The sequence below is a fragment of the Pseudomonas sp. YNh genome (genome assembly GCF_037993085.1).
Lineage (GTDB): Bacteria > Pseudomonadota > Gammaproteobacteria > Pseudomonadales > Pseudomonadaceae > Aquipseudomonas > Aquipseudomonas putida.
Map to the genome: position 1 here is coordinate 411,651 of NZ_JBBMRJ010000001.1, position 26,452 is coordinate 438,102.

The following is a 26,452-nucleotide window of genomic DNA, read 5'->3' on the forward strand; positions in this document are numbered from 1 at the left end:
AGTATATACGGCGCGGGCACTGCTGGTGAAACCCGGGCCATCCTTGATATCGATCAGTGGTGCAATTGTGTGGGTGCCGGCGCTGTTTCAGCGCTTGGCCGCCAGCCAAGGCCGGCAGCTGGCGAACAGGTCCAGCGACTGCTGGTAGAGCTCGGTGTGCACCTGCAACAGGCCGAGCATGGAGTGGAACAGGTTGTCCTGCGACAGCGGGGCATCGCTGAGCTTGGCCAGGCAGTCGGTGTCGAGGCCGAAGTCTTCCTTGTAGCTGTCGGAGAACCAGGTCAGCAGCGGCACGTGCTTCTGCTGCTCTGGGGCGATGGCGTAAGGCGTGCCGTGCAGGAACAGGTTGTACTCGCCCAGCGACTCGCCATGGTCGGACAGGTAGATCATGGCCGTGTCGACTTTGTCCTGTTTGCTGCGCAAGGTGTCGATCAGCGACGCCAGCACCTTGTCGGTGTAGGCCAGGGTGTTGTCGTAGCCGTTGATGATTTCCTGCTCGCTGCACTGGTTCAGCGCGTTGCTCTGGCACACCGGCGTGAAGCGCTCGCCGCCATTGGGGTAGCGCTTGAAGTATTCCGGGCCGTGGCTGCCCATCTGGTGCAGCACCAGCACGGTATCCTTGTCGAGGTTGTCGATCAGCTCGTCCAGGCCTTGCAGCAGGATCTGGTCATGGCATTCGCCATTGGCGCAGAGCTGGGGGTCCTTGAGGTTGCTGACATCAATGAACTGCACGCGGTCGCAGGTACCCTTGCAGCCTGACTGGTTGTCACGCCATTGCACGGCCAGGCCGGCACGCTGAAGGATGTCCAGCAGCCCTTCGCGGTTCTTCGCCACGCGGGCGTCGTAATCCTTGCGCTTCATGCCCGAGAACATGCACGGCACCGAAACTGCCGTTTCCGTACCGCACGAGTGCACGTCGGAAAACGCCAGCAGGCCCTGTTCCCTGGCCAGGTTCGGCGTGGTATCGCGGTCATAGCCCAGCACGCCGAAATGGTCTGCACGGGCACTTTCACCCACCACCAGCACGGTCAGCGACTTGCGCTCATGTTTTTGCCAGGCGGCATCACGCTTGGCATCTTCGCCATAGTGCTGGAACGGGCGCGAAGCAGTACCGACTCGCTCGCTGACATAACCAATGGAGGCCCCGACGATATTGCTCGGGGTCAGCATCAGACGCAGTTCGTGGTGGTTGCGAAACAGCGACGACAAGCCTTGATAGTTGACCAGCGCTACCGAGCCAAGGGCCACCACACAGGCACCACTGACCACCAGCTTGCCCAGCAGCTCACGGTGCCAGGGGCGGTAGGCGACAGGCGCTTTCCAGAGCAGCACCGAAGGCAATACGCCCAGCAGCAGGATATAGGCAGCAAACTTCAGCGACATCAAGTCGCGCACTTCTGCAACATTGGTCTCCGCCATATTGCGGAACATGCCGGCATCAATAAGTACACCGTACTGGTTCATAAAGTAAGCCACACCGGCTCCACTCATGAACAACACGATAAGTAACGGCTTCAATATATAGCGGAAGGCAAACAAGGTGAGGATCAGATTGAAGGCAAACAACATCAGCACGGCAAATGCCAGGCTCAGCCACAGCCCTGACAGGCCGGCGGGCACGACCTCTTGCAGATGCTCCCAAAGGAACATGTTGAAGCCAATCAGCAGGTAAAGGCTGGCCAGCAGCGTGACCCATTCAGTCCGCAGGGATTTGAAGTTGAGCATCAGCGTTCGCAATCAAGAGTGATTATCAACCCCCAGGCCGCATGGCACCGCGGGAAAGTTGGGCGAACTCTAGAAAGCGCGTCATCAATTTTTTGTGAAAAAGACGGTAACAATTTAGTGAAGCTGCGTCTTTTATCAATTACCTGGCAGCGGTTCAGCTGGCATTCAGCCTGGCAGCCGTCACAAGCCTGCGCAAACGCGGCTATCCTCAGTGGTCAGGACCTTACCGACAACCCTGACAGAGGTGAAGAAATGCCAGTTCCGCATGATCTGCTCGCTGACCTGCACGTTACCGCTGATGCATTCCAGGCGCTCATAGACAAGGACCCGACGCTGCATACGCTGCACAAGGAATACAACGCCAAGGACAAGGAGGTGGTCGCCGCCGAAGGCAACGGTACCAACGACGACGCCGTCAACCGGCTGCGCAAGGAACGGTTGCTGATCAAGGACAAGATCGAACGGATCATCCATCCGCCCAAATCCTGACAAAAATTCATCAAACCTGCTGGCCTCTTCGCGGGCTCGCCCGCTCCCACAGGGTCGTCACAGCCCTCAAGACCTGTGCAGTACCTGTGGGGAGCGGGCGAGCCCGCGAAGAGGCCAGCAGCCCTTACACAGCAGCCAGGGCTTTCAGTGCACCATCCAGGTCCTCGATCAGGTCGCGGTAATCCTCGATCCCCATCGACAGCCGCAGCAGGTTTTCGCTGATCCCCATCACGCCTTTCTGCTCCGGGCTCAGCGAGCAGTGCGACATGGTCCACGAGTGGTTGATCATGCTCTCCACCCCGCCCAGCGAGTCCGCCAGTACAAAAATCTGCAACGCCTCCACCAGGCGGTTGAGCGCGGCCCTGTCACCCTTGACCTTCATCGCCACCACCGCCCCGCCACTGCGCATCTGGCGTTTGCACAGTTCATGCTGGGGGTGGCTTTCCAGCCCCGGGTAATACACCTGCTCGATCTGCGCATGCCCTTCGAGGAAGCGTGCCACCTGCAGGGCGTTGCTGCATTGGCGTTCCATGCGCACATCCAGGGTTTTCAGGCCGCGCAGGGCTAGGTAGCAGTCGAACGGCCCCTGCACCGCGCCAATCGCCATGCTGATGCGGCGCAGGCGCGCCAGCAGCGCATCATTGGCCGCCACTACCACGCCACCGGTCAGGTCGGAGTGGCCGCCGATGTACTTGCTGGCCGAGTGCATCACCAGGTCCACGCCCAGGGTGATCGGGCGCTGGTTCCACGGTGAGCAGAAGGTGTTGTCGATGCAGGTAAGGATACCCCGCGCCCTGGCCAGGTCGCACACGGCCTTGATGTCGACCAGGTGCAGCAACGGGTTGGTCGGCGACTCGATCCAGATCAGCTGGGTTTCCGGCTTGATGGCGGCGGCCACGGCCTCAAGGTCGTTGAGGTCGACATAGGTGGTGGTCAGGCCCGAGGTACGGCTGCGGTAGTCTTCCAGGATGCGGAAGGTGCCGCCATACACGCCGTTCATCACTACCACATGGGAATCCTTGGGCAGCAGCTCCAGCACCGTCGCAGTGGCATTCACCCCCGAGGCACAGGCCACCGCGCCCACGCCTTCCTCCAGGGCGGCGACACAGGTTTCGTAGGCATGCCGGGTGGGGTTGCCGACCCGGCTGTAGGAGTATTCCGGCTTGTCGTCCAGGCTGCGCTTGGTGAACGAGCTGGCGGTGACGATGGCCGGGAAGATGGCGTTTTCGGCGACGCTGAACTGCTCGCCGGCGTGAATGGTACGGGTGGCGAAATTGCGCGGCTTGTCGGACATGGTCAGGCCCATTGGCAGAGTGAAGGCTGCAACTATCGCACAACCCAAATCTTCTGGCCTTGGGGTAATCTGTGAAAAATTTTTCTACACGGCTCGCGCGCGATATGGACAGTTTCGACCAGCACATTCTTACCCTGCTACAGCGCGATGCCTCGATCTCGCTCAAGGACCTGGCCGAGGCCGTCAACCTGTCCACCACGCCGTGCTGGAAGCGGGTCAAGCGCCTGGAAGAAGAAGGCTACATACTTGGCCGTGTCGCCCTGCTGGACCCCGAACGGCTAGGGCTGGGGCTGACGGTGTTCGTCCAGCTCAAGACCCAGCGCCACGACAGCGCCTGGCTGGAGCAGTTTGCCGCGACCGTGACCGGGTTCGAGGAAGTGATGGAGTTTTACCGCATGTCGGGGGACTGGGATTACATGCTGCGGGTGGTAGTGGGGGATATTGCGGCGTATGACCGGTTCTACAAAAAGCTGATTACCCGTACCGATGGGCTGTCGAACATCACCTCCAGTTTTGCCATGGAGCAGATGAAGTACACCACCGCTTACCCGGTGCATCGTTCCTGATTCTGTATGGCTGCACCGGCCCTATCGCCTGCAAGCCAGCTCCCACAGGTTTATCCCAGGTTCTGAAATCTGTGCGGTCCCTGTGGGAGCTGGCTTGCCGGCGATAGGGCCCTTGCAGGCAACCTGTCAATCCGAAGCCAACACCGCGGCAATGCGGTTCCCCGCCTTGGCTTTCTCGATCTTGATGGCCACAAACTTCGAGGTCGGGGTGTAGGTCCCCTCGCCATAACTTTCCAGCGGCACCAGTGGGTTGGTCTCCGGGTAATACGCCGCCGCCTGCCCCTCAGGCACGTCATACGCCACCAGGCGGAACCCCGACACCCGCCGCTCCACGCCATCCTCCCACAGCGACACCAGGTCCACCTGCTCACCCGGCTCGAAGCCCAGGCGGCGGATGTCGGCCTCGTTGACGAACACCACTTCACGCAGGCCGAACACCCCGCGGTAGCGGTCATCCAGGCCATACAGGGTGGTGTTGTACTGGTCATGCGAGCGCAGCGTCTGCAGGATCAGGTCGGGCTTGTCACCCCGCGCCAGTACCTTGGCGTTGACCAACTCTTCCGGCAGTGCGTGGGGCATGAAGCGGGCCTTGCCCGTGGCCGTGCGGAAGTTGCGATCGGCGGCATTGTTGCCCAGGTGGAAACCGCCCGGGCTATGCAGGCGTTGGTTGAAGCCGGTGAAACCCGGGATCACGTCGGCGATCATGTCACGAATGCGGTTGTAGTCGGCCACCGCATACTCCCAGTCGATCGGCTGATTGCCCAGCGTGGCCTTGGCCATGCCGGCGACGATCCACGGTTCGGAGCGCATGTGCGGCGAACGCGGGCGCAACTGGCCGTTGGAGATGTGCACCATGCTGAAGGTGTCCTCCACGGTCACGCCTTGCGGCCCTTCGGCCTGCAGGTCGATTTCGGTACGGCCCAGGCACGGCAGGATCAGCGCATCGCGGCCTGTCACCAGGTGCGAGCGGTTGAGCTTGGTGGAAATCTGCACGGTCAACGCGCAGTTCTGCAGGGCCGCGTGGGTGCGCGGGGTGTCCGGGGTGGCTTGGGCGAAGTTGCCGCCCAGGGCGATGAACACCTTGGCCCGGCCCTCTTCCATGGCCTTGATCGCCAGCACCGCATTGTGCCCGTGGGCCCGCGGCACGCGGAACTGGAAGCGTTTTTCGATGGCGTCGAGCAGCGCCGCCTTGGGCTTCTCGTCGATGCCCATGGTGCGGTCGCCCTGCACGTTGCTGTGGCCGCGCACCGGCGACAGGCCGGCGCCGGGCTTGCCGACGTTGCCGCGCAGCAGCTGCAGGTTGACGATTTCCTGCACGGTCGGCACCGAATGGCGGTGCTGGGTGACGCCCATGGCCCAGCACATGATCACCCGCTCGGCCTTGCGGTACATGCGTGCGGCCAGCTCGATCTCGGCCAGGGTCAGGCCCGACTGTTTGACGATGTGTTCCCACGAGGTAGCGTCCACCGCTGCCAGGTAGTCATCGACGCCGCTGGTGTGCTCGGCGATGAAAGCATGGTCGAACACCGCCGGCTCGCCCTTGGCCTGGGCTTCGCGCTCCCACTGCAAGAGGAATTTGGCAATGCCACGCATGGCCGCCATGTCACCACCCAAGGCCGGGCGGAAGTAGGCGCTGGACGTCGGCTCGGAGCCGTTGCTGAGCATTTCGAACGGGTGCTGCGGGTGCTGGAAGCGCTCCAGGCCACGCTCTTTGAGCGGGTTGAAGCACACCACCTGGGCCCCGCGCTTGACCGCCTCACGCAGCGGTTCGAGCATGCGTGGGTGGTTGGTGCCGGGGTTCTGGCCGATGACAAAGATGGCGTCGGCCAGCTCCAGGTCGTGAAACACCACGGTGCCCTTGCCCACCCCGAGGGTTTCCGACATGCCGGCGCCGCTGGCTTCGTGGCACATGTTCGAGCAATCGGGGAAGTTGTTGGTGCCGTAAGCGCGCACGAACAGCTGGTACAGGAACGCCGCCTCGTTGCTGGCCCGGCCCGAGGTGTAGAACTCGGCCTCATCGGGCGACTGCAGAGTACGCAGGTGCGTGGCGACCAGCTCGAAGGCCTCCTGCCAGGTGGTTTCGACATAGTGATCGGTGGCAGCGTCGTAGCGCATCGGGTGCGTGAGGCGGCCCTGGTATTCGAGCCAATAGTCGGTCTGGTCCTTCAGCGCGCTGACGCTGTATTTGGCGAAGAAGGCCGGGTCGACCGAGCGGCCGGTGGCTTCCCAGTTAACCGCCTTGGCGCCGTTTTCGCAGAACTTGACCATATCGCTTTCCGGCGACTCGCCCCAGGCACAGCCGGGGCAGTCGAAGCCGCCGTTCTGGTTGGTCTTGAGCATGGCCCGCAGGTTCTTGAAGGCATTTTCGCTGCCCAGCCAGCTTTTGGTGACGCTCTTGAGCGCCCCCCAGCCAGCGGCGGCGCCCTTGTAGTCCCTGATGTGTTCGTCCTGGCTCATGCGATGAATCCTCACGCTTCGATGCTTTTTTCCAGCCTATTGAGCGTGAGGCAGGGGCGTCCAATCGAAAGATCTTACGGTGTGATAAGCGGTTTCGATCATGGGCGGGAATGGGATTGCAGTATTCGCGGGCACGCCCGCTCCCACAGGATTACCTTGCACCTCAGCCCTATGATGTACCTGTGGGAGCGGGCATGCCCGCGAACGAGGCGACTCGGTGCAGGCTTGGGAATGCCATGATAGAGGCCGTCGATCAAGCAGTCGGACAAAGCAATTTGACGCACCTGCGGCCAGGTTATAGCTTGGAGTTGTGTCCCAACCCATTCGAGCGCGAACGTGGAACAGAACAGCCGGGCCCTGATCGACGGCTTCAACCGGAAAATCGACTACCTGCGGATGTCGGTCACCGACCGCTGTGACTTCCGTTGCGTGTACTGCATGGCAGAAGACATGCAGTTTCTGCCGCGCCAGCAAATCCTCAGCCTCGAAGAACTGTTCCAGGTGGCCGAGCGCTTCGTCGCCCTGGGCACCCGCAAGATCCGCCTGACCGGCGGCGAGCCATTGGTACGCCAGGGCATCGTCGAGTTGTGCGGGCGCATTGCCGCCCTGCCCGGCTTGCGTGAACTGTGCATGACCAGCAACGGCTCACAACTCGGGCGCCTGGCCCAGCCGCTGTTCGATGCCGGCGTGACGCGCCTGAACATCAGCCTCGACAGCCTGGACGCCGACCGCTTCAAGCAGCTGACCCGCACCGGCGACCTGCATCAGGTCATCGCCGGTATCGACGCCGCACGCAAGGCCGGGTTCAAGCGCACCAAGCTCAACTGCGTGGTGCTCAAGGGCCGCAACGACCATGAACTGGTCGACCTGGTGCGCTTCGCCATTGATCGCGAACTGGACATCACCTTCATCGAAGAAATGCCGCTAGGGGTGATCAGCGAGCACGAACGCGGCGAGTCGTTCTGCTCCAGTGATGAAGTACGTGAGCGCCTGGCCGAGCAGTTCACCCTGATCGAATCCACCGAATCCTCACAGGGCCCGGCCCGCTACTGGCGGCTGGCCGAAACCGCGAACACCCGAGTCGGCTTCATATCGCCGCACAGCCATAATTTTTGCGCCACCTGCAACCGCGTGCGCCTGACGGTCGAAGGCCGCCTGCTGCTGTGCCTGGGCAATGTACATTCGGTGGACTTGAAGCATGTGCTGCGCGCGCACCCTGGCAATGCCGAACGCCTGGAAAAGGCCATCCGCGATTCGCTGCACCTCAAGCCCTACCGTCACCACTTCGAAGTCGGTGGCGACGTGCAGATCCTGCGCTTCATGAACATGACCGGCGGCTAAGCGGCCGTCTCTGGAAATCCATGATCGTCCACCCAACCCCAGATGTGCTGCGCGTGCTGTTCACCCTCAAGGGTTCGATCGTCAAGCGCATTGCCCTGCGCTGCCTGATGGTGACCCTGCTGGCCGCGCTGATCGTGCTGATCGAGCGCCATTACCCGGCGTTTTTCTACCCGGTGAGTGCCACGCCGTTCACCTTGCTGGGCCTGTCGCTGTCGATCTTCATGAGCTTTCGCAACAACGCCTGCTATGACCGCTGGTGGGAGGGCCGCAAAGCTTGGGGCAAGCTGATCATCGAAACCCGCTCGTTCGTGCGTGAAAGCGTGGTGATTACAGATGAAAAACTGCGTAACCAACTGCTGCGTAGCCTGTGCGGTTTTGCCCATGCATTGAATGCGCGGCTGCGCGGTGAGGACGAACTGGCGGCTGCCCGGCCATGGCTCGCCCGGCCAGAGGCGATCAGCCCGCACAACGTGTGCGATGGCATCCTGCGCGAAATTGGCCAGCATTGCTCAAGGCTGGCAGAGCAACAGCAGATCAGTGACTGGCGCTACAGTTTGCTGGAGCAGCGGCTGGTAGGGTTGACCGAAGTGCAGGCCACCTGTGAGCGGATCAAGGGTACACCCTTGCCGTTCCCCTATACGCTGCTGCTGCACCGTACCATCTACATCTTCTGCATTCTGCTGCCGTTTGCCCTGGCCGAGCCGCTGGGCTGGCTGGCGCCGCTGTTCACCACCATCGTGGGGTACACGTTCTTCGGGCTGGATGCGATTGGCAACGAGCTGGAAGACCCATTCGGGCGCGATGAGAATGATTTGCCGACCGATGCCATGGTGCGGACTGTGGAGCGGGATGTGCTGGCGGGGTTGGGGGAGCAGCAGTTGCCGCCAGCGTTGTTGCCGGTCGGATATGTGTTGAGCTGAGCAAATGCGCCCTCCTGTGCTGGCCCTTTCGCGGGTAAACCCGCTCCCACAGGGACTGCACAAAGTCCAAAGGCAGTGGTGATCCTGTGGGAGCGGGTTTACCCGCGAAAGGGCCGGTACAGGACCCAGTTCAGCCCCGGCTGGCGCAGGCCTCGATCGGCAACAGGTGTTTGACGAAGTTGCACGGCCGATGGCGGGCATCCAGCTGCTCGGCCAGAATCCCTTCCCATGCCGTACGACAGGCCCCGGTAGAGCCCGGCAGGCAGCACACCAACGTGTGGTTCGACAAACCTGCCAACGCCCGGCTCTGCACGGTCGAGGTGCCGATATCCAGAATCGACAACGCCCGGAACAGCTCACCAAAACCGTCGATGCGTTTGTCCAGCAGGCACTCGACTGCCTCCGGCGTGCTGTCTCGCCCGGTAAAGCCGGTGCCGCCCGTAATCAGCACCACCTGCACCTGCTCATCGGCAATCCAGGTCGCCACCTGGGCGCGGATCTTGTACAGGTCGTCCTTGAGCAGCGCCCGCGCCACCAGCCGGTGGCCGATCTCTACCGAACGGCTGGCCAGCAGCTCGCCAGAGGTATCGTTGTCGTAGGTACGGGTGTCGCTGACGGTCAGCACGGCGATGTTCAGCGGTATGAAGACTGCATCGGGTTGGACGCGCACGGTAAAGCTCCTTGAATGGCATTGTCGCCACGCTAGAGGCACGGCCCGAGGGCGTCCAATCAATATGGCGTACCGGGCGATCAATGACATCTATCGCAGACGTGGGTTAAGGTCTGCATAACCAGACGCCAGGCACTTTCATGGACATCAAGCAGCTCAAGTTCCTCATCGCCCTCGACCAGACCCGCCATTTCGGCCAGGCGGCGGCGTTGTGCCATATCACCCAGCCGACGCTGTCCATGCGCCTGCGCAACCTGGAGGACGAACTGGAGCTGGTGCTGGTCAAGCGTGGCCAGCGCTTCGAAGGTTTTACCGAAGCCGGCGAGCGCATCCTGGCCTGGGCCCGCACCCTGCTCGCCGCCCACGACGGCCTGCAGGCCGAGGCTGCCAGCTGCCGCGGCCAGGTGGTCGGCAGCCTGCGCCTGGGCACCGTGCCGCTGGCCAGCTTCAACCCCATGCACCTGCTGCTGCCGCTGCGCGAAAAATACCCCGAACTGCACTTTCAGCTCAGCTCGCTGAGCTCGGAACAGGTCATCGACGGGCTCAGCCGCAACCAGCTCGACCTGGGTATCTGCTACCTGGACCAGGTCAACACCAGCTTCTTTGAAGTGATCGAACTGGGCACCACCACCATGGGCCTGCTGCACGACACCCGGCACTTCCAGTTCGCCAGCGACCCGCTGCGCTGGGATGCACTCAGCGACATACCACTGGGCCTGCTGAGCAAAGGCATGCACTACCGCCAGTCTCTGGACCTGAGCTTCCGCAGCCGCGGCCTGGAGCCGAATGCGGTGCTGGAAAGCGACTCGACCTTCCAGCTGATCCAGGCCATCAACACTGGCATGTGCTGCGCGATAATGCCGCTGGACTGCGGCCTGGAAGACCTCAGCGAGCACCTGCGCATCGTGCCGGTGGCCGACGCCGCCATCCACAGCCCGGTCGGCCTGCTGTTACGCCGCAGCGAGCCGCGCTCGGCGATTGCCGAACAGTGCTTCGCCGAGGCGCGGGCACTGTTTCAAGCCACCTGATCGCTGGTTGCCTGGCGGTACTGGCGCGGGGTAAAGCCGGTCAGTTGCTTGAACTGGCGGCTGAAGGCGCTGTGGTCGGTGTAGCCGCAGCACATCGCCACGTCCGTGATGGGCAGGTCCGAATGCAACAGGCGGTGGGCGTGTTCCAGGCGTGCCTTGTGGATCATCTGCCGGGGCGTGAGGTGGAACACCCGCTTGCAGTAGCGCTCCAGCTGGGCCACGGAAATACCGGCGATGCGAGTCAGCTCGCCCATGCTGATCGGCTGGTGAAAGTGCTGGCGAATGTGCTCGTCCACGGCGGCCAGCCGCTGATAGGCGGGGTGGCTGTCGGCGGCTGATTGCAGGTCGACCGAAATGCCGACCAGGCCGATGATCTCGCCCGCCTGGTTGTACAGCGGGCGCTTGTGGGTCAGGCACCAGCCGGGTTCACGGCTGCCGTACAGGTGCAGTTCCAGTTGGTCCTCCAGCACCATCCCTTCCTTGAGCACCCGGCGGTCCTGTTCGGTGTAGCCGGGGCCGAGCTGTGCCGGGAACACCTCGGCGCTGGTCTTGCCCAGCAACGGTTGCAGGCGCTTGAGGCCACAGCGCTGGACCAGGGTGTTGTTGGCCAGCACATAGCGGGCAGCCGGGTCCTTGATGAAGATGGCGGCGTTGGGGATGGCGTCGAGGATCGGCAGCAGCAGCGACACACCGGCAAGCAGGGCCTCGAGGGTGGCGGGGCGGTGCTGGTCGAGGGACTGGTAGAGGGTTGCCAGGGGGGTGTTGGTCATCTTCTCTATCTCGGTTTGCTGGGCGGGCCTCTTCGCAGCACAAGGCTGCTCCTACAGGTCTTGATAGCCATGCGGTCCTTGTAGGAGCAGCCTTGTGCTGCGAAGAGGCCAGCACTGGCGCTGCATCTCTCAAACCCTTATCCGGTATGGCCTACAGCCTATCTACCAGCCCACCCTGGCCACCAGCTTTTTTTGCAACTGTGCCGATTTCGTCATCCCCCCTGCAGAAAACCATCAAGAACCGTCGCCCCGACCGGTTCACTCTATGCCCCACGCAAGCCGCCCAAGTCCTACAAGAGCGCGGCCCAAAAAGCCGCATCTCGTGACATCAGACCTGCCTATCCAATAACCAACAAAAAGGCGAACCCATGTCAGGCAAATTCAAAAAACAGTTATCACTGCTGGACCTCACCTTCATCGGCCTAGGGGCCATTTTCGGCTCCGGCTGGCTGTTCGCCGCCAGCCACGTGTCGGCCATCGCCGGCCCGGCCGGCATCCTCTCGTGGTTCCTTGGCGGGTTCGCCGTACTGCTGCTGGGCATCGTCTACTGCGAACTGGGCGCCGCCTTGCCGCGTGCCGGTGGAGTGGTGCGCTACCCGGTTTACTCGCACGGCCCACTGCTCGGCTACCTGATGGGTTTCATCACCCTCATCGCCTTTTCCAGCCTGATCGCCATCGAAGTGGTCGCCTCACGCCAATATGCCGCCGCCTGGTTCCCCGGGCTGACCAAGGCCGGCTCCAGCGACCCGACCGTACTCGGCTGGCTGGTACAGTTCGCCCTGCTGGGGCTGTTCTTCTTCCTCAACTACCGCAGCGTGAAAACCTTCGCCAAGGCCAACAACCTGGTCAGCGTGTTCAAGTTCATCGTGCCGCTGCTGGTAATCGGCGTGCTGTTCACCTTCTTCAAGCCAGAAAACTTCGAGGTCCAGGGCTTTGCCCCGTTCGGCCTGTCCGGGGTGGAAATGGCCGTGTCGGCAGGCGGCATCATCTTCGCCTACCTGGGGCTGACGCCGATCATTTCAGTGGCCAGCGAGGTGAAGAACCCACAGCGCACCATCCCTATCGCACTGATTTTGTCGGTGCTGTTGTCCACCGCGATCTACGCCCTGCTGCAACTGGCCTTCCTCGGCAGCGTGCCCACCGAAATGCTGGCCAATGGCTGGGCCAGCGTGACCAAGGAACTGGCCCTGCCCTACCGTGACATCGCCCTGGCCCTGGGTGTGGGCTGGCTGGCCTACCTGGTGGTGGCCGACGCCGTGATCTCGCCCAGCGGCTGCGGCAACATCTACATGAACGCCACCCCGCGGGTGATCTACGGCTGGGCGCAAACCGGCACCTTCTTCAAATACTTCACCCGCATCGATGCAGAATCCGGCATCCCGCGCCCGGCCCTGTGGCTGACGTTTGGCCTGTCGGTGTTCTGGACCCTGCCGTTCCCCTCGTGGGAAGCGCTGATCAACGTGGTATCGGCTGCCCTGGTACTGAGCTACGCCGTCGCCCCGGTCACCGTCGCCGCCCTGCGCCGCAATGCACCAGACATGCCGCGCCCGTTCCGGGTCAAGGGCATGGCTGTGCTCGGCCCGCTGTCGTTCATCATCGCCGCGCTGATCGTGTACTGGTCGGGCTGGAACACCGTGTCGTGGCTGCTGGCCCTGCAAATCGTGATGTTCGTGCTGTACCTGCTGTGCAGCCGTTTCGTACCCACCCAACACCTGTCGCTGGCCCAGCAAGTACGCTCGTCGGCATGGCTGATCGGCTTCTACGCGGTGACCATCCTGCTGTCGTGGTTGGGCAGCTTCGGCGGCCTGGGTGTGCTCGGCCACCCGTTCGACACCGTGGCTGTGGCCGCCTGCGCGCTGGGCATCTACTACTGGGGCGCCGCGACTGGCGTGCCTGCCCACCTGGTGCGCCTGGAAGGTGAAGACGAAAGCGAAGCCGCCGCTGAAACCTATACCCGCCGCCCTGCCGCCGTCGCTTCCTGATCTTTTACGCAAGGGACAAGCCCATGAAACAGATACACGTCATCGACTCCCACACTGGCGGCGAACCAACCCGCCTGGTGATGAAGGGCTTCCCGCAACTGCGCGGCCGCAGCATGGCCGAACAGCGCGACGAACTGCGCGAGCTGCACGACCCATGGCGCCGTGCCTGCCTGCTGGAGCCACGCGGCAACGATGTGCTGGTCGGCGCGCTGTATTGCCCACCGGTGTCGGCCGACGCTACCTGCGGGGTGATCTTCTTCAACAACGCCGGCTACCTGAACATGTGCGGCCACGGCACCATCGGCCTGGTAGCCTCGTTGCAGCACCTGGGCCTGATCGCACCGGGTGTGCACAAGATCGACACCCCGGTCGGCCAGGTCAGCGCCACCCTGCATGAAGACGGCGCCATCACCGTCGGCAACGTGCCCTCCTACCGCTACCGCCAACAGGTGGCGGTGGACGTGCCCGGCCATGGCGTGGTGCATGGCGACATCGCCTGGGGCGGCAACTGGTTCTTCCTGGTTTCCGAACACGGCCAGCGTATCGAGCTGGCCAACCGTGAGGCGCTGACCGAGTACACCTGGGCCATGCTCAAAGCCCTGGAAGCCCAGGGCATCACCGGTGAAAACGGCGCGCTTATCGACCACGTCGAGCTGTTTGCCGACGACGCCAACGCCGACAGCCGCAACTTCGTGATGTGCCCCGGCAAGGCCTACGACCGCTCGCCCTGCGGCACCGGCACCAGCGCCAAGCTGGCCTGCCTGGCCGCCGACGGCAAGCTTGCCGAAGGCCAGACCTGGGTACAGGCCAGTATCACCGGCAGCCAGTTCCATGGCCGCTACGAGCGCGACGGCGAGCACATTCGCCCGTTCATCACCGGCCGCGCCTACATGACCGCCGACAGCACCCTGCTGATCGACGAACAGGACCCGTTCGCCTGGGGCATCTGACCCCGCCTTTTTCCGACTGAATACTGCGAGGAGTGACAACAATGACCAACAACATCTTCACCGGCACCATGCCCGCCCTGATGACCCCATGCACCGCCGAACGCAAGCCGGACTTCGACGCCCTGGTGCGCAAGGGCCGTGAACTGATCGAGGCCGGCATGAGCGCTGTGGTGTATTGCGGCTCGATGGGCGACTGGCCGCTGCTGACCGAGGCCGAGCGCCAGGAAGGCGTGGCGCGCCTGGTGGCCGCCGGCATCCCGACCATTGTCGGCACCGGCGCGGTAAACACCCGTGAAGCGGTAGCGCATGCCGCCCACGCCGCCGAAGTGGGCGCCGCCGGCCTGATGGTCATCCCTCGCGTGCTCAGCCGCGGTGCTTCGCTGATCGCCCAGAAACACCACTTCTCGGCCATCCTCGCGGCGGCGCCCAAGCTGCCAGCGGTGATCTACAACAGCCCCTACTACGGTTTTGCCACGCGCGCCGACCTGTTCTTCGAACTGCGCCGCGAATTCCCCAACCTGATCGGTTTCAAGGAATTCGGTGGTGGCGCCGACCTGCGTTACGCCGCCGAACACATCACCTCCAAGGATGACGACGTGACCCTGATGGTCGGCGTGGACACCCAGGTGGTGCATGGCTTCGTCAACTGCAACGCCACCGGTGCCATCACCGGTATCGGCAACGCCCTGCCCCGCGAGGTGCTGCACCTGGTAAGCCTGAGCAAGCAGGCGGCCAAGGGCGACGCCAAGGCCCGCCGCCTGGCGCGCGAGCTGGAAGCGGCGCTGGCTGTGCTGTCGTCGTTCGATGAAGGCTGCGACCTGGTGCTGTACTACAAGCACCTGATGGTGCTGAACGGCGACAGAGAGTACAGCCTGCACTTCAACGAAACCGACGTGCTGACCGATGCCCAGCGCAACTATGCCGAACAGCAGTACGCGCTGTTCCGCAACTGGTACGCCAGCTGGTCGGCCGAGCAGAACATCGCCTGACCAAACCCCTGCTTGGGCCCTTGTAGGAGCGGCCTTGTGCCGCGAAGGGCTGCGAAGCAGCCCCAGCATTTCAGCGCAGACACACAAATTGCTGGGGCTGCTTTGCAGCCCTTCGCGGCACAAGGCCGCTCCTACAGGGGTTGCGGTTCACGTTGATACCCGAATTTGATTCACAAGGAGGCTACATGACCCTCACCGGCTACATGCTGATCGGCCAGACGCCGGTAACCGGCAGCCGCGAAGCCATCCGCGCCATCGACCCGGCCACCGGCCAGCCACTGGAACCGGCCTACCTGGGCGGCACCGGCGAACACGTGGCCCAAGCCTGCGCCCTGGCCTGGGCGGCGTTCGATGGCTACCGCGAAACCACGCTCGAACAACGGGCGAAATTCCTCGAAACCATCGCCACCCAGATCGAAGCGCTGGGCGATGCCCTGATCGACCGCGCCGTGGCCGAAAGCGGTCTGCCCAAGGCGCGTATCCAGGGCGAGCGTGGCCGCACCTGTACCCAGCTACGCACCTTCGCCCGGGTAGTGCGGGCCGGTGAATGGCTGGATGTGCGGGTCGACAACGCCCAGCCAGAACGCCAGCCCTTGCCGCGCGCCGACCTGCGCCAGCGCCAGGTGGCCCTGGGGCCGGTAGCCGTGTTCGGCGCCAGCAATTTCCCGCTGGCCTTCTCGGTGGCCGGTGGCGACACCGCATCGGCATTGGCGGCTGGCTGCCCAGTGGTGGTCAAGGCCCACAGCGCCCACCCGGGCACCAGCGAACTGGTCGGCCAGGCGGTGGCGCAAGCGGTGAAGCTGTGCGGCTTGCCGGCCGGCGTATTCTCGCTGTTATACGGCTCCGGCCGTGAAGTCGGCATCGCGCTGGTCAGCGACCCGCGCATCAAGGCCGTTGGCTTTACCGGCTCACGCAGCGGTGGTATCGCGCTGTGCCAGGCGGCCCAGGCCCGCCCGGAGCCGATCCCGGTGTACGCCGAAATGAGTTCGATCAACCCGGTGTTCCTGTTCGAGGCGGCCCTGCAGGCCCGTGCCGAAGCGCTGGCGCAAGGCTTCGTCGCCTCGTTGACCCAAGGTGCCGGCCAGTTCTGCACCAACCCCGGCCTGGTGATTGCCCCCCAAGGGCCGGCTTTACAGCGGTTTATCGACGCTGCCAGCGAGCACGTGCGCCAGGCCGCTGCGCAAACCATGCTCACCCCGGGCATCTTCAGTGCCTACCAGGCCGGTGTCGGTGGCTTGGCAGGAAACGCCAATGCCCAGGCTGCGGCCAGCGGGCAGGCCGGGCAAGGCCCCAACCAATGCCAGGCGCAATTGTTCGTCACCCAAGCCGAAGCCTTCCTCGCCGACCCGGCGTTGCAAGCTGAAGTGTTTGGCGCGGCGTCGCTGGTGGTGGCGTGTGCCAGCGATGAACAGGTACACCAAGTGGCCGAGCACCTGGAAGGCCAGTTGACCGCTACCCTGCAACTGGACGATGCCGACATCGACCGCGCCCGTGCGCTGCTGCCGACCCTTGAACGCAAGGCTGGGCGCATTCTGGTCAATGGCTGGCCGACCGGCGTCGAGGTGTGCGATGCCATGGTCCATGGCGGGCCGTTCCCGGCCACCTCCGATGCCCGTACGACCTCGGTGGGCACGGCGGCGATCCTGCGCTTCCTGCGGCCGGTGTGCTACCAGGACTTCCCCAATGCCCTTCTGCCGCAGGCCTTGCAGCACGGCAACCCGCTGCAACTGCGGCGCCTGCTCGACGGCAAACGGGAAGGCTGAGCATGGTCGAAAACCCTGAAGCCGATATCGCCGTGGTGGGCGCCGGGATTGTCGGCGTTGCCTGTGCCCTGCAACTGGCCCGCCAGGGCCGCCGGGTGCTATTGGTCGACCGCCAGGCACCCGGCCATGGGGCGTCCTATGGCAACGCCGGGCACCTGGCCACCGAGCAGGTGTTCCCGATTGCCGACCTGTCGATCCTCAAGCGCTTGCCGCGCATGCTGCTGGACCCGATGGGCCCACTGCGCCTGGACTGGAAGTACCTGCCCGCGGCCATGCCCTGGTTCACCCGCCTGCTGCTCAACCTGCGCCCGGTGCCGTACCAGCGCAGTGTGGCCGGCATCCGCACGCTGAACGAAGGCAGCCTGGGTGCATGGCAGCGCCTGCTGGGCTCGATCGGGCGCAGCGACCTGTTCCAGGAAGATGGTTCGTTGCTGGTGTTCGAGAAGCCTGAGTCACGCCAGGCACTGGAGGCGTTGCGCACCCGCATGCAACAGCAGGCGGTGCCGGTGGACGTCTGGTCGGCCGAAACCGTGCGCGAGGCAGCGCCGCAACTGAGCCCGTCACTGCTGGGCGGGTTGTTCTTTCCGCGCACCGGGCACTTCATCGACCCTTACCGGGTTGTGTGCGAACTGTTCGAAGCGGCCAAGGCCAGCGGCGTGCGCTTTGTTCAGGCGCAGGTCGATGGCGGGCAATTGCACAGTGCGGGCGTGAGCCTGGCCAGCGACCAAGGCACGCTCAATGCCCGCCAGGTGCTGATCAGCTGTGGTGCCCATTCTGCGAAACTGACCGCCGCGCTGACGGGCAAGCGGGTACCGCTGGACACAGAACGCGGTTACCACCTGATGTTGCCGGGTGAGCACCAGCGCCTGCCGTTTGCAGTCACCTCGCTGGAGCGCAAGTTCATCATGACGCCCATGGCCGAAGGCTTGCGCCTGGCCGGCACGGTGGAGTTCGCCGGGCTGGAGGCACCGCCAAGCATGCAACGGGCTTGGCAGTTGCACCGGTTGAGCAAGGGGTTGTTCCGGCAAGACTTGAGCGTCGAAGGGGCGACGCCGTGGATGGGCTTCCGGCCTTCGTTACCGGACTCGCTGCCGGTGATCGACAGGGTGTGTGATGGGCGGGTGCTGTTGGCGTTTGGGCATCAGCACCTGGGGTTGACCCAGGCGGCGGTGACAGCGGAATGGGTTGGGCGGTTGGCTGAGCGGGCCGCTGGGCCTGAGATGGGAGCCTACCGGTTGGATCGGTTCTAGATTCGGGGGCCGCTGTGCGGCCCATTCGCCGGCAAGCCAGCTCCCACAGGTATTGCACAGGGCTTGAAGCCTGTGATGATCCTGTAGGAGCTGGCTTGCCGGCGAATGGGCTGCGCAGCAGCCCCAGGCTTCTCAGCGATAGCGCTCAAGCCAGTGCGCATACGGCGCCGGCAAGGTCCAGGAGGCTTTCTCCACCCCCAGTTCCTTGGCCGCAAAGTACGCCCAGTGCGGGTCGGCCAGGTGCGCACGCCCTACCGAAACCAGGTCCAGCTGGTTTGCCTGCAACGCGGCCTCAGCCAGCTGCGGTGTGCCAAAGCCCCACGCCGAAGTCACCGGCAGCTTCGCCTCGCGGCGCACACGCTCGGCAATCGGCCCCATGAACGCCGGGCCCCACGGGATGTTGGTCTCGGGAATGGTGAAACCGACACTTACGCTCAGCAGGTCAAGGCCGCCAGCCTTGAAGCGGCGCGCCAGTTCGATCGACTCTTCCAGGGTCTGCTCGTCGCGGCCATCGTATTCCAGCACACCAAAGCGCGCGGTCAGCGGCAGGTTCTCTGGCCACACTTCACGCACCGCAGCCAGGGTTTCCAGCAGGAAGCGGCTGCGGTTGTCGAAGCTGCCACCGTAGGCATCGGTCCGCTTGTTGGTGTGCTCGGAGAAGAAGCTCTGGCCCAGGTAGCCGTGGGCAAAGTGCAGTTCGATCCATTCGAAGCCGGCATCACGCGCACGGCGGGCGGCATCGACGAAGTCCTGCTTGACCCGGGCAATGTCGTCCAGGGTCATTTCGCGTGGCACTTTCGGCAGGTTCGCGCCAAAGGCAATGGCAGACGGGGCGATGGTTTCCCAGCCGCGCGCGTCGTCGGCGGCAATGTGGTCGTCACCCTCCCACGGGCGGTTGGCGCTGGCCTTGCGACCGGCGTGGGCGATCTGGATGCCCGGCACCGAACCTGCAGCCTTGATGGCCTGTACCACAGGTACGAACGCCTGGGCGTGGGCATCGCTCCAGATACCGGCACAACCGGGGGTGATGCGACCTTCCGGTGCCACCGCCGTGGCCTCCACCACCAGCAGACCGGCACCACCACGGGCCAGGCCGGCGTAGTGCACGTGGTGCCAGTCGTTGATCATGCCGTCTTCAGCCATGTATTGGCACATTGGCGGAATGGCGATGCGGTTACGCAGGGTGACGTCTTTGAGGGTATAGGGCTCGAACAGGGCGGACATGGGAAACTCCGGGTTCATCTGAATACTGTTGTTCGATCATAATCGAACTATGGCAATTAGTGAAACCCCCGTTATCATGTCGGCCATGCGAGCCTATAAACATCCCAACGCTGAAGACCTGATCCTTGAACGCCTGCTCTATGCGCTCAGCGACCCCGTGCGCCTGGAAATCGTCCGCCACCTGGCCGGCGTTGCCGAGGCCAGCTGTGGCGAGCTGGACGGGGGGCGGCCCAAGTCGAGCATGTCGCACCACTTCCGCGTGCTACGTGATGCGGGGTTGGTGCATACCCGCAATGTGGGGACGACCCATATGAATTCATTGCGCAGTGAAATGCTGGGCGAGCGGTTTCCCGGGCTGCTGGAGTGCATCCTGCGCCAAAGATGATTTTGCCGCAGGCCCCGGGGGTAGTGATGAGCCCGTGGGCCCATCAATACGTCGAACCGCCGCTCAAAGGCCCGAACAGGCAAAAAAAAACCACGAGGTTTCCCCCGTGGCTTCTTTCACGACAATGGCCGATTACAGCGCCATGTCGTTCTCAGGCTTGCTTTCAACCGGCTCGCTGGCCGCGCCACCGAAATCGACGCTGGCGTCGATCACTGGCGGTTTCTCCAGCTGCAGTACTTCAGCGGTATAGTTCCACTCTTTCTGGGTGGCCGCCGCCGAATCGTTCAGCTTGGTGCCGTAGCTCGGCACGATCTGCTTGATCTTGGCCTGCCACTCTGGGGTAGCGACCTTTTCCTTGAACACGGTTTCCAGCACGGTCAGCATGATCGGCGCAGCAGTCGAAGCACCCGGCGATGCCCCCAGCAGGCCGGCAATGGTACGGTCTTCGGACGCGACCACTTCGGTGCCCAGCTTCAGCACGCCGCCCTTCTCGGCATCACGCTTGATGATCTGCACACGCTGGCCGGCCTGCCACAGGCGCCAGTCTTCCTTCTTGGCATTCGGGAAGTAGGTGCGCAGGGCTTCGAAGCGGTCATCGTCAGACAGCATCAGCTGGCCAGCGAGGTACTCCACCAGCGGGTACTGCTCGATACCGACCTTGGTCATCGGCCACACGTTGTGGGTGGTGGTGCTGCTCAGCAGGTCCAGGTACGAGCCGTTCTTCAGGAACTTGGTCGAGAAGGTGGCAAATGGGCCAAACAGGATCACGCGCTTGCCGTCCAGCACGCGGGTGTCCAGGTGCGGTACCGACATGGGTGGCGCGCCAGTCGAGGCAATGCCGTAGGCCTTGGCCATGTGCTGCATGGCAATGGTCGGATTCTCGGTCACCAGGAACGAGCCACCCACCGGGAAGCCTGCGTATTCCTTGGCTTCAGGAATGCCCGACTTCTGCAGCAGCTTCAGTGCGCCGCCGCCGGCACCGATGAACAGGAACTTGGCATCGGTAGCCGATTCGGTACCGTCCTTCAGGTTCTTGTACTCGACGTGCCAGGAGCCGTCCTTGTTGCGGGTGATGTCCTGCACTTCGCTGGACAGCTTCAGGTCGAACTTGTCCTGGGTCTTCAGGTGGCCGACCATCTGGCGGGTGATCTCGCCGAAGTTGACGTCGGTGCCGATTGGCGTCCAGGTCACGGCCAGCTTCTGGTTCGGGTCGCGCCCTTCCATCATCAACGGGACCCACTTGGCGATCTGCGCGTGGTCCTCGGAGTACTGCATCGGGCGGAACAGCGGGCTGGCCTGCAGCGCGTCGTAACGCTTTTTCAGGAACTTGATGTTGTCATCGCCCCACACGAAGCTCATGTGCGGAGTGGTGTTGATGAACGAGTGCGGGTTCTTCAGCACGCCCTGGCGAACCTGCCAGGCCCAGAACTGACGGGAGATCTGGAAGGCTTCGTTGATTTCGATGGCCTTGGAGATATTGACGTTGCCGTCTTTGTCTTCCGGGGTGTAGTTCAGCTCGGCCAGCGCGGAGTGGCCGGTACCGGCGTTGTTCCAGCCGTTGGAGCTTTCTTCAGCCACGCCGTCCAGGCGCTCGACCATTTCCATCGACCAGCTTGGCTCCAGCTCGTGCAACCACACAGCCAGGGTGGAGCTCATGATGCCGCCGCCAACCAGCAGCACGTCTACTTTTTTGGTTTCTGCGGCGTGCGCTTGCATGAAGCTCGCAGCGACAGCCAGACCCAGCAAGGTCTTGCCAGCTTTCTTGAACATTGATCTATTCCAGTCAGGAGAACGGAGGGAGGGCCTGTGGCTGGCCCAAGTGTTCCGTGTTCTTCAGCGCAGGCTTGTTGTTGATCATTGTTCGGCAGCCAGAGAACCAGAAAACGACTCGGCCTTTTGTCGAATTGACCGACAGGGCTGAATCGTTTTTCTGATTGTATCCGAAATGCCAGCGCAAACAAATTGCCGGTCCTCGCGTCAAGGTGACGGGTTGTCCCAGGGTATACCCGCAAACTTTGCAATGATTGCAGTATTCTCTCGGCGCCCCTACCATTGCGATCATTTCTCATTCGCACCATTATGCGCTCGCGCCGGATGCCGCCGTGGTTTCGATCCCAGAGCTGAACACCTCGCTCCATACCCTGTACCACAGCCACTCGCGCTGGTTGCTCGGCTTTCTGTACCGCCGCCTGGGCAGCCGCTGCGATGCCGCGGACCTTGTGCAGGACACCTTCGTGCGCATCCTCAACCGCCCAAGGCAGTTCGACGGTGCACGCGGCGAGCGCTCGTACCTGGCGACCATTGCCCGCGGCCTGTGCGTGGACCACTGGCGCCGGCAAAAGCTTGAACAGGCCTGGTTGCAGCAATTGGCCTTGCAGCCCGAGGCACTGCAGCCCTCCCCCGAACAGCGCGCGATCATTGTCGAGACCCTGCACGAGGTGGACGCCATGCTGCTGCGTTTGCCGAGCAAGGTGCGCCAGGCATTCCTGCTGGCGCAGATCGATGGCCTGGCCTACCGCGATATCGCCGCGCACATTGGCGTGAGCGAACGCATGATCAAGAAATACCTGGCCCAGGCGTTTCTGCATTGCGCCATTCTTGAAGCCGAACTCGACGGCTTGCTGGTGGAGTGACGCCATGACCGCGCCCGCGCAAAAACTCAGCCACGCCAGCCTGCAGCAGGCCGCGCACTGGTACGTGCAGTTGCAGGACGAAAACGCCGCACCGCAGTTGCACACGCAGTGGCAACACTGGTTTGACCAGCACGGCGACCATCAGGCGGCCTGGCACTATGTTCAACGGGTCGGCCAGCGTTTTGCCCCATTGCAAGCCGAAGGCGCCGCCGCGGGCCGGGCACTGCGTGAGCACGACGCGCGGCGCTTCAGCCGGCGCACCGGGCTCAAGTCGCTGCTGGTGCTTGGCGCCAGCTCGCTGCTTGGCTGGCGGGCGTGGCACGGTGCCCCGCTGTCGGGCTGGGATGCCGACATGGCCACCGGCATCGGTGAAATCCGCAAAACCCGCCTGGCCGATGGCAGCCAGTTATGGCTGGGGGCGCAAAGTGCTGTGGACCTGGAATTCTCCACACTCAGCCGGGTACTGAAGCTGCGCTTTGGCGAGCTGCTGGTGGAAACCGCCCACGACCCGCGCCGCCCCTTCTTCGTCGACACAGCGCAAGGGCGCATGCAGGCGCTGGGCACGCGCTTTGCGGTGTGCCAGCAGGGGGAGCGCACCAGGCTGGATGTGTACGCGGGCGCCGTGGAGGTGTGCACGGCTCAAAGCGGTGAGCGCTGCATCGTGGCGGCGGGCCAGCAAGTGGACTTCAGCGCCCGGGGCATCAGCAACGCTCGCCCGGCGCAAAGCGCGGGCGAGTCCTGGATTTATCAACGTCTCAATGCCGAAGACATGCCATTGGCGCATTTGCTGCAAACGCTGGGGCGCTATCGCCACGGGCACCTGGGTTGGCACCCGGATGTCGGCAAACTGTCGGTGATGGGCGCCTTCCCGCTCAACGATACCGACCGCGCACTGGCCTTGTTGCAAGCGGCGTTGCCGGTGCGGGTGCAGCGGCTGACGCCGTGGTGGGTCACAGTCGAGCCGGTTTGATACCGCTACATCGCGCTGGATTCTTCGCGGGCATGCCCGCGAAGCAGGCGACACGGTATTTGGATCCAGCTGTACCGGTGCTGGCAAATTCGTTGGAGCCGGTCAAAAAATCTTCCAACCCGGTTCCCTTTATCCAATCTCGTTCGGTTAACCCGGCATAGCCCTCCCAACTCACCCTTTCGATCCCAGAGACCAGCATGCCGACGCCCTTCCACCCCGCGTTCCGCCTGGCGCTTGCCGCGCCACTTTCGCTTTTTGCCGCCGCGCCACTGATGTTACCGGCAACCCTGGCCCACGCTGAACAGGCAACCAACGCCGAAACCCGCTTCAACATCGCGCCCGGCTCGCTCACCAGCGCACTCAACCAGTTCAGCAGCCAGGCCGGTATCTACCTGGCCGGCAGCAACGAACTGGCCGCCGGCAAGACCAGCCTGGGGCTGCAAGGCCGCTTCAGCGTCGCCCAAGGCCTGGCCCGGCTACTACAGGGCAGCGGCCTGCAAGCCGTGCCCCAAGGCAGCGCGGGTTATGTGCTGCAACCGCTTGCCGATGGCACCGCCCTGCAACTGGATGCCACGTCGATCAACGCCGCTACCCTGGTCGCCAGCAACGGCCAGGGCGATAGCGGCTACCGTGCCGTCGCCAGTGCCACCGCCAGCAAAACCAGCAGCGCCTTGGCCGACACCCCGCGCTCGGTCTCGGTGGTCACCCGCCAGCGCATGGACGACCAGCAATCGCAAACCCTTACCGAGGTGCTGGGCTATGTCCCAGGCATTTTCTCTCCGCCGTTTGCCGGCGGGGATGGCCAAGCGGGTGACCTGTTCTTCATCCGTGGCTTCAACGCCACCGACTATGGCTATGGCCTGCTGCGCGATGGCCTGCGGGTGCAGGGCAACCGCTACGATACCAGCAGCGAACCCTACGGCCTGGAGCGGGTGGAAGTGTTCCGCGGCCCCACTTCGATCCTGTATGGCGAAAACGCCCCGGGTGGCGTGGTCAACCTGGTCAGCAAGCGGCCTACTGCCGAAGCGCGCGGCGAAGTGCAACTGAGCTACGGCTCGCATAACCGCCGCCAGTTGGGCGTCGACGTTTCCGGCCCACTGACCGATGAGGGCAATATCCTCGGCCGCCTGGTGATGATGGGCCGCAAGTCCGACACCCAGGTCGACCATCAGCCCGATGACCGCATGTACATCGCGCCATCGCTGACGTTGAACTTCGACGACTTCAACAGCCTGACCCTGCTGGCCACCTACCAGCGCGACCGCACCTTGATGGAGCTTGGTTACCCGGCCGCTGGCACCCTGCTGCGCAACCCCAACGGCAAGATCGACAAGGACCAGTTGTCCGGCAACCCGGACTGGGACAACTTCGAACGGGAAACCTGGAGCCTGGGCTACGAGTTCAGCCACCGCTTCAACGACACCTGGCAGTTCCGCCAGAACTCGCGCTACATGCAGTCGCGCATCGACCGCCAGGAAACGTGGCCAGGCAGCCTGAACAACGGCGGCTTCGGCACCACCCTGAGCAACACGGCCTACGACCGCTACAACAAGTCCATCGCCTACTCGCTGGACAACCAGTTCGAAGGCCACTTCACCAGCGGCGCGTTCGACCATACCTTCCTGATCGGAGCAAGCCTGGACCGCACGTCGTTCAACCAGGATTGGGACGCGGGCAATGGCGGCACCATCAATGTGTTCAACCCGGTCTGGAACGGCAAGCCAAGCACGCCCCTGCATGTGCAGAACGCCTTGCTCGATCAGACCATGTACGGCCTCTACAGCCAGCTGCAAACCAAGGTGGACAACTGGGTGCTGCTGTTGGGCGGGCGACTGGACCGGGTCAACAGCCGGTTCCGCAACAAAGCCGGCACCCTTAACGCACAAGCCGACATGAACAGTTGGGACAGCAAGTTCACCTGGCAGACCGGGGTGATGTACCAGTTTGAAAACGGCCTGTCGCCGTACTTCAGCTACTCCACCGCCTTTGCCCCGACCCAGCAGACCGAAAGCAAGAGCGGCCCGCTGGACCCGACTACCAGCGAGCAGTACGAAGTGGGTATCAAGTACGAGCCCAAAGGCTGGAACACCGCCTTCACCGCATCGGTGTACGACCTGCGCAAGAAGGACGATGTGCTGTTCGATTCCGCCGTGGGTGACTATCGCCAGATCGGTGCCAGCCGGGCCAAGGGCGTGGAGCTGGAACTTAACAGCGATCTGAGCGAAAACCTCAACCTCACCGCCGCCTACACCTACACCGATTCGCGCATTACCAAGGACGTGGCCGGGTCGCTGTATGAAGACCACCAGATGACCGGCGTGCCACGCAACCAGGCGTCGGTGTGGAGCACATATCACTTCCGTGACGGCCTGCTCAAAGGCTTGCAGATCGGTGGCGGCGTGCGCCACTTCGACAGTACCTTCGCCTATACCCCGGCAAGCCTGTACGGCAAGCTGGACACCGGTGACGTGACGCTGGTGGATGCCAAGGTGGGCTATGAAATCGACGAAAACTGGTCGGTAGAAGTCAACGCCCGCAACCTGTTCGACAAAGAGTATGTGGCAGGCTGCAACAACGCCGGCCGTTGCTACTGGGGTGAAGAGCGCACACTGCTGGGAACCGTGTCGCTGCGCTGGTAAGTGGCCCACAAACAAAAGCCCCCGGCCATTTACATGACCGGGGGCCTTGGATCACGTCGCAAGCGTCGCGATCAGGGTACCGCCAAGATTACTGCTGCTGAGGCAGTTTATCGATCGGGCCGCAGCCACCGATGATCTTGGAGATGGAAACCGAAGGGTGGAACAGGTAGTCGTAAGTGCAGTTTTTCGGTTGGTTGTAAACTTGGCCAGTGCAACCCGACAGCAGGGCAACACCCGAGACAACAGCAACGGCTACGGTGGCCTTGAACAGCTTTTTCATACAAAGTCCTTTAAATGAATCATCTTCGGCCATCTTCTGATGGCCGCGGGATGATACAGACTCCACCCATTGGATCCAAGTCGTACCTGGCACAAGTTCGTTGCAATTGTGCAACAACAGGTTGAAA

22 protein-coding genes are annotated in these 26,452 nt (G+C 63.2%); 14 read left to right on the plus strand and 8 right to left on the minus strand.

Features of this window, described 5'->3' with window-relative positions; genetic code table 11:
• Positions 1–87 precede the first annotated feature (87 nt).
• Positions 88–1,725, minus strand: a complete 1,638-nt coding sequence (locus tag WF331_RS01770) for a phosphoethanolamine transferase (protein WP_016498368.1) — start codon at positions 1,723–1,725, stop codon at positions 88–90.
• Positions 1,726–1,977: 252 nt separating this feature from the next.
• Here WF331_RS01770 and WF331_RS01775 point away from each other — a divergent pair, with 252 nt between their 5' ends.
• On the plus strand, positions 1,978–2,214 hold the full coding sequence (locus WF331_RS01775; RefSeq protein WP_016498367.1) for a YdcH family protein: 237 nt from the start codon (positions 1,978–1,980) through the stop codon (positions 2,212–2,214).
• Positions 2,215–2,338: 124 nt separating this feature from the next.
• On the opposite strand, the gene WF331_RS01780 is transcribed toward WF331_RS01775, so the two are convergent.
• Positions 2,339–3,520, minus strand: a complete 1,182-nt coding sequence (locus WF331_RS01780) for a trans-sulfuration enzyme family protein (RefSeq protein WP_016498366.1) — start codon at positions 3,518–3,520, stop codon at positions 2,339–2,341.
• Positions 3,521–3,612: 92 nt separating this feature from the next.
• Between WF331_RS01780 and WF331_RS01785 the strand changes: the two genes are divergently transcribed.
• On the plus strand, positions 3,613–4,074 hold the full coding sequence (locus WF331_RS01785; RefSeq protein WP_016498365.1) for an Lrp/AsnC family transcriptional regulator: 462 nt from the start codon (positions 3,613–3,615) through the stop codon (positions 4,072–4,074).
• Positions 4,075–4,200: 126 nt separating this feature from the next.
• Here WF331_RS01785 and WF331_RS01790 read toward each other — a convergent pair whose 3' ends face one another.
• Entirely contained in the window at positions 4,201–6,531 is a 2,331-nt protein-coding gene (locus WF331_RS01790) for an FdhF/YdeP family oxidoreductase (RefSeq protein ID WP_340622602.1), read from the minus strand.
• Between the two features lie 336 nt (positions 6,532–6,867).
• Between WF331_RS01790 and moaA the strand changes: the two genes are divergently transcribed.
• Positions 6,868–7,872, plus strand: a complete 1,005-nt coding sequence (gene moaA, locus WF331_RS01795; protein ID WP_340622603.1) for a GTP 3',8-cyclase MoaA — start codon at positions 6,868–6,870, stop codon at positions 7,870–7,872.
• Between the two features lie 20 nt (positions 7,873–7,892).
• Complete coding sequence (locus tag WF331_RS01800) at positions 7,893–8,792, plus strand: bestrophin family protein (protein ID WP_016498362.1); 900 nt, start codon at positions 7,893–7,895, stop codon at positions 8,790–8,792.
• 130 nt (positions 8,793–8,922) lie between these two features.
• Here the strand turns inward: WF331_RS01800 and moaB are convergent, their stop codons facing one another.
• Positions 8,923–9,462, minus strand: a complete 540-nt coding sequence (gene moaB / locus WF331_RS01805) for a molybdenum cofactor biosynthesis protein B (protein WP_016498361.1) — start codon at positions 9,460–9,462, stop codon at positions 8,923–8,925.
• A 140-nt stretch (positions 9,463–9,602) separates the two neighbouring features.
• Between moaB and WF331_RS01810 the strand changes: the two genes are divergently transcribed.
• Complete coding sequence (locus WF331_RS01810; protein WP_049276897.1) at positions 9,603–10,490, plus strand: LysR family transcriptional regulator; 888 nt, start codon at positions 9,603–9,605, stop codon at positions 10,488–10,490.
• Here the strand turns inward: WF331_RS01810 and WF331_RS01815 are convergent.
• Positions 10,478–11,260, minus strand: a complete 783-nt coding sequence (locus WF331_RS01815) for an AraC family transcriptional regulator (protein WP_016498359.1) — start codon at positions 11,258–11,260, stop codon at positions 10,478–10,480. The two genes, WF331_RS01810 and WF331_RS01815, sit on opposite strands and share 13 nt — an antisense overlap.
• 368 nt (positions 11,261–11,628) lie before the next feature.
• Between WF331_RS01815 and WF331_RS01820 the strand changes: the two genes are divergently transcribed.
• The 5 genes from WF331_RS01820 (at position 11,629) to WF331_RS01840 (ending at position 18,194) form a co-directional block, all read left to right on the plus strand.
• Positions 11,629–13,242, plus strand: coding sequence for an APC family permease (locus tag WF331_RS01820; protein WP_016498358.1), 1,614 nt, complete (start codon positions 11,629–11,631; stop codon positions 13,240–13,242).
• A gap of 23 nt (positions 13,243–13,265) precedes the next feature.
• A complete protein-coding gene (locus WF331_RS01825) occupies positions 13,266–14,192 on the plus strand; it encodes a 4-hydroxyproline epimerase (protein WP_174371427.1) in 927 nt (308 codons plus the stop codon).
• 41 nt (positions 14,193–14,233) lie between these two features.
• Positions 14,234–15,181 carry a dihydrodipicolinate synthase family protein gene (locus WF331_RS01830; RefSeq protein ID WP_284398682.1) on the plus strand — a complete coding sequence of 316 codons (948 nt, stop codon included), beginning with the start codon at positions 14,234–14,236 and terminating at the stop codon, positions 15,179–15,181.
• Between the two features lie 185 nt (positions 15,182–15,366).
• The gene (locus WF331_RS01835; RefSeq protein WP_340622604.1) at positions 15,367–16,944 is read left to right on the plus strand and encodes an aldehyde dehydrogenase (NADP(+)); all 1,578 of its coding nucleotides are present in this window, start codon (positions 15,367–15,369) and stop codon (positions 16,942–16,944) included.
• A gap of 2 nt (positions 16,945–16,946) precedes the next feature.
• A complete protein-coding gene (locus WF331_RS01840; RefSeq protein WP_340622605.1) occupies positions 16,947–18,194 on the plus strand; it encodes an NAD(P)/FAD-dependent oxidoreductase in 1,248 nt (415 codons plus the stop codon).
• A gap of 132 nt (positions 18,195–18,326) precedes the next feature.
• On the opposite strand, the gene xenA is transcribed toward WF331_RS01840, so the two are convergent.
• Positions 18,327–19,418: a xenobiotic reductase XenA gene (xenA, locus tag WF331_RS01845; RefSeq protein ID WP_041167628.1), complete on the minus strand. Its 1,092-nt coding sequence runs from the start codon at positions 19,416–19,418 to the stop codon at positions 18,327–18,329.
• A 49-nt stretch (positions 19,419–19,467) separates the two neighbouring features.
• On the opposite strand from xenA, the gene WF331_RS01850 reads away from it, so the two are divergent.
• Positions 19,468–19,803, plus strand: coding sequence for an ArsR/SmtB family transcription factor (locus WF331_RS01850; RefSeq protein WP_016488623.1), 336 nt, complete (start codon positions 19,468–19,470; stop codon positions 19,801–19,803).
• Positions 19,804–19,935: 132 nt separating this feature from the next.
• On the opposite strand, the gene mqo is transcribed toward WF331_RS01850, so the two are convergent.
• Positions 19,936–21,573 carry a malate dehydrogenase (quinone) gene (gene mqo, locus WF331_RS01855; protein WP_016498351.1) on the minus strand — a complete coding sequence of 546 codons (1,638 nt, stop codon included), beginning with the start codon at positions 21,571–21,573 and terminating at the stop codon, positions 19,936–19,938.
• 332 nt (positions 21,574–21,905) lie between these two features.
• Between mqo and WF331_RS01860 the strand changes: the two genes are divergently transcribed.
• The 3 genes from WF331_RS01860 to WF331_RS01870 all read left to right on the plus strand — a co-directional run bounded on the left by WF331_RS01860 (position 21,906) and on the right by WF331_RS01870 (position 26,045).
• On the plus strand, positions 21,906–22,436 hold the full coding sequence (locus WF331_RS01860) for a sigma-70 family RNA polymerase sigma factor (protein ID WP_059394732.1): 531 nt from the start codon (positions 21,906–21,908) through the stop codon (positions 22,434–22,436).
• Positions 22,437–22,440: 4 nt separating this feature from the next.
• On the plus strand, positions 22,441–23,406 hold the full coding sequence (locus WF331_RS01865) for a FecR domain-containing protein (protein ID WP_016498349.1): 966 nt from the start codon (positions 22,441–22,443) through the stop codon (positions 23,404–23,406).
• Positions 23,407–23,603: 197 nt separating this feature from the next.
• Complete coding sequence (locus WF331_RS01870; RefSeq protein WP_016498348.1) at positions 23,604–26,045, plus strand: TonB-dependent siderophore receptor; 2,442 nt, start codon at positions 23,604–23,606, stop codon at positions 26,043–26,045.
• Between the two features lie 88 nt (positions 26,046–26,133).
• Here WF331_RS01870 and WF331_RS01875 read toward each other — a convergent pair whose 3' ends face one another.
• The gene (locus WF331_RS01875) at positions 26,134–26,325 is read right to left on the minus strand and encodes a YhfL family protein (protein ID WP_003254720.1); all 192 of its coding nucleotides are present in this window, start codon (positions 26,323–26,325) and stop codon (positions 26,134–26,136) included.
• Between the last annotated feature and the right edge of the window lie 127 nt (positions 26,326–26,452).

What these genes read in the sequence shown, in the direction of transcription:
- WF331_RS01770 (WP_016498368.1), bottom strand. Translation starts at nt 1,725, where the DNA reads ATGCTCAACTTCAAATCCCTGCGGACTGAATGGGTCACGCTGCTGGCC.
- WF331_RS01775 (WP_016498367.1), top strand. Translation starts at nt 1,978, where the DNA reads ATGCCAGTTCCGCATGATCTGCTCGCTGACCTGCACGTTACCGCTGAT.
- WF331_RS01780 (WP_016498366.1), bottom strand. Translation starts at nt 3,520, where the DNA reads ATGGGCCTGACCATGTCCGACAAGCCGCGCAATTTCGCCACCCGTACC.
- WF331_RS01785 (WP_016498365.1), top strand. Translation starts at nt 3,613, where the DNA reads ATGGACAGTTTCGACCAGCACATTCTTACCCTGCTACAGCGCGATGCC.
- WF331_RS01790 (WP_340622602.1), bottom strand. Translation starts at nt 6,531, where the DNA reads ATGAGCCAGGACGAACACATCAGGGACTACAAGGGCGCCGCCGCTGGC.
- WF331_RS01800 (WP_016498362.1), top strand. Translation starts at nt 7,893, where the DNA reads ATGATCGTCCACCCAACCCCAGATGTGCTGCGCGTGCTGTTCACCCTC.
- WF331_RS01810 (WP_049276897.1), top strand. Translation starts at nt 9,603, where the DNA reads ATGGACATCAAGCAGCTCAAGTTCCTCATCGCCCTCGACCAGACCCGC.
- WF331_RS01815 (WP_016498359.1), bottom strand. Translation starts at nt 11,260, where the DNA reads ATGACCAACACCCCCCTGGCAACCCTCTACCAGTCCCTCGACCAGCAC.
- WF331_RS01820 (WP_016498358.1), top strand. Translation starts at nt 11,629, where the DNA reads ATGTCAGGCAAATTCAAAAAACAGTTATCACTGCTGGACCTCACCTTC.
- WF331_RS01825 (WP_174371427.1), top strand. Translation starts at nt 13,266, where the DNA reads ATGAAACAGATACACGTCATCGACTCCCACACTGGCGGCGAACCAACC.
- WF331_RS01830 (WP_284398682.1), top strand. Translation starts at nt 14,234, where the DNA reads ATGACCAACAACATCTTCACCGGCACCATGCCCGCCCTGATGACCCCA.
- WF331_RS01835 (WP_340622604.1), top strand. Translation starts at nt 15,367, where the DNA reads ATGACCCTCACCGGCTACATGCTGATCGGCCAGACGCCGGTAACCGGC.
- WF331_RS01840 (WP_340622605.1), top strand. Translation starts at nt 16,947, where the DNA reads ATGGTCGAAAACCCTGAAGCCGATATCGCCGTGGTGGGCGCCGGGATT.
- xenA (WP_041167628.1), bottom strand. Translation starts at nt 19,418, where the DNA reads ATGTCCGCCCTGTTCGAGCCCTATACCCTCAAAGACGTCACCCTGCGT.
- WF331_RS01850 (WP_016488623.1), top strand. Translation starts at nt 19,468, where the DNA reads ATGGCAATTAGTGAAACCCCCGTTATCATGTCGGCCATGCGAGCCTAT.
- mqo (WP_016498351.1), bottom strand. Translation starts at nt 21,573, where the DNA reads ATGTTCAAGAAAGCTGGCAAGACCTTGCTGGGTCTGGCTGTCGCTGCG.
- WF331_RS01865 (WP_016498349.1), top strand. Translation starts at nt 22,441, where the DNA reads ATGACCGCGCCCGCGCAAAAACTCAGCCACGCCAGCCTGCAGCAGGCC.
- WF331_RS01870 (WP_016498348.1), top strand. Translation starts at nt 23,604, where the DNA reads ATGCCGACGCCCTTCCACCCCGCGTTCCGCCTGGCGCTTGCCGCGCCA.
- WF331_RS01875 (WP_003254720.1), bottom strand. Translation starts at nt 26,325, where the DNA reads ATGAAAAAGCTGTTCAAGGCCACCGTAGCCGTTGCTGTTGTCTCGGGT.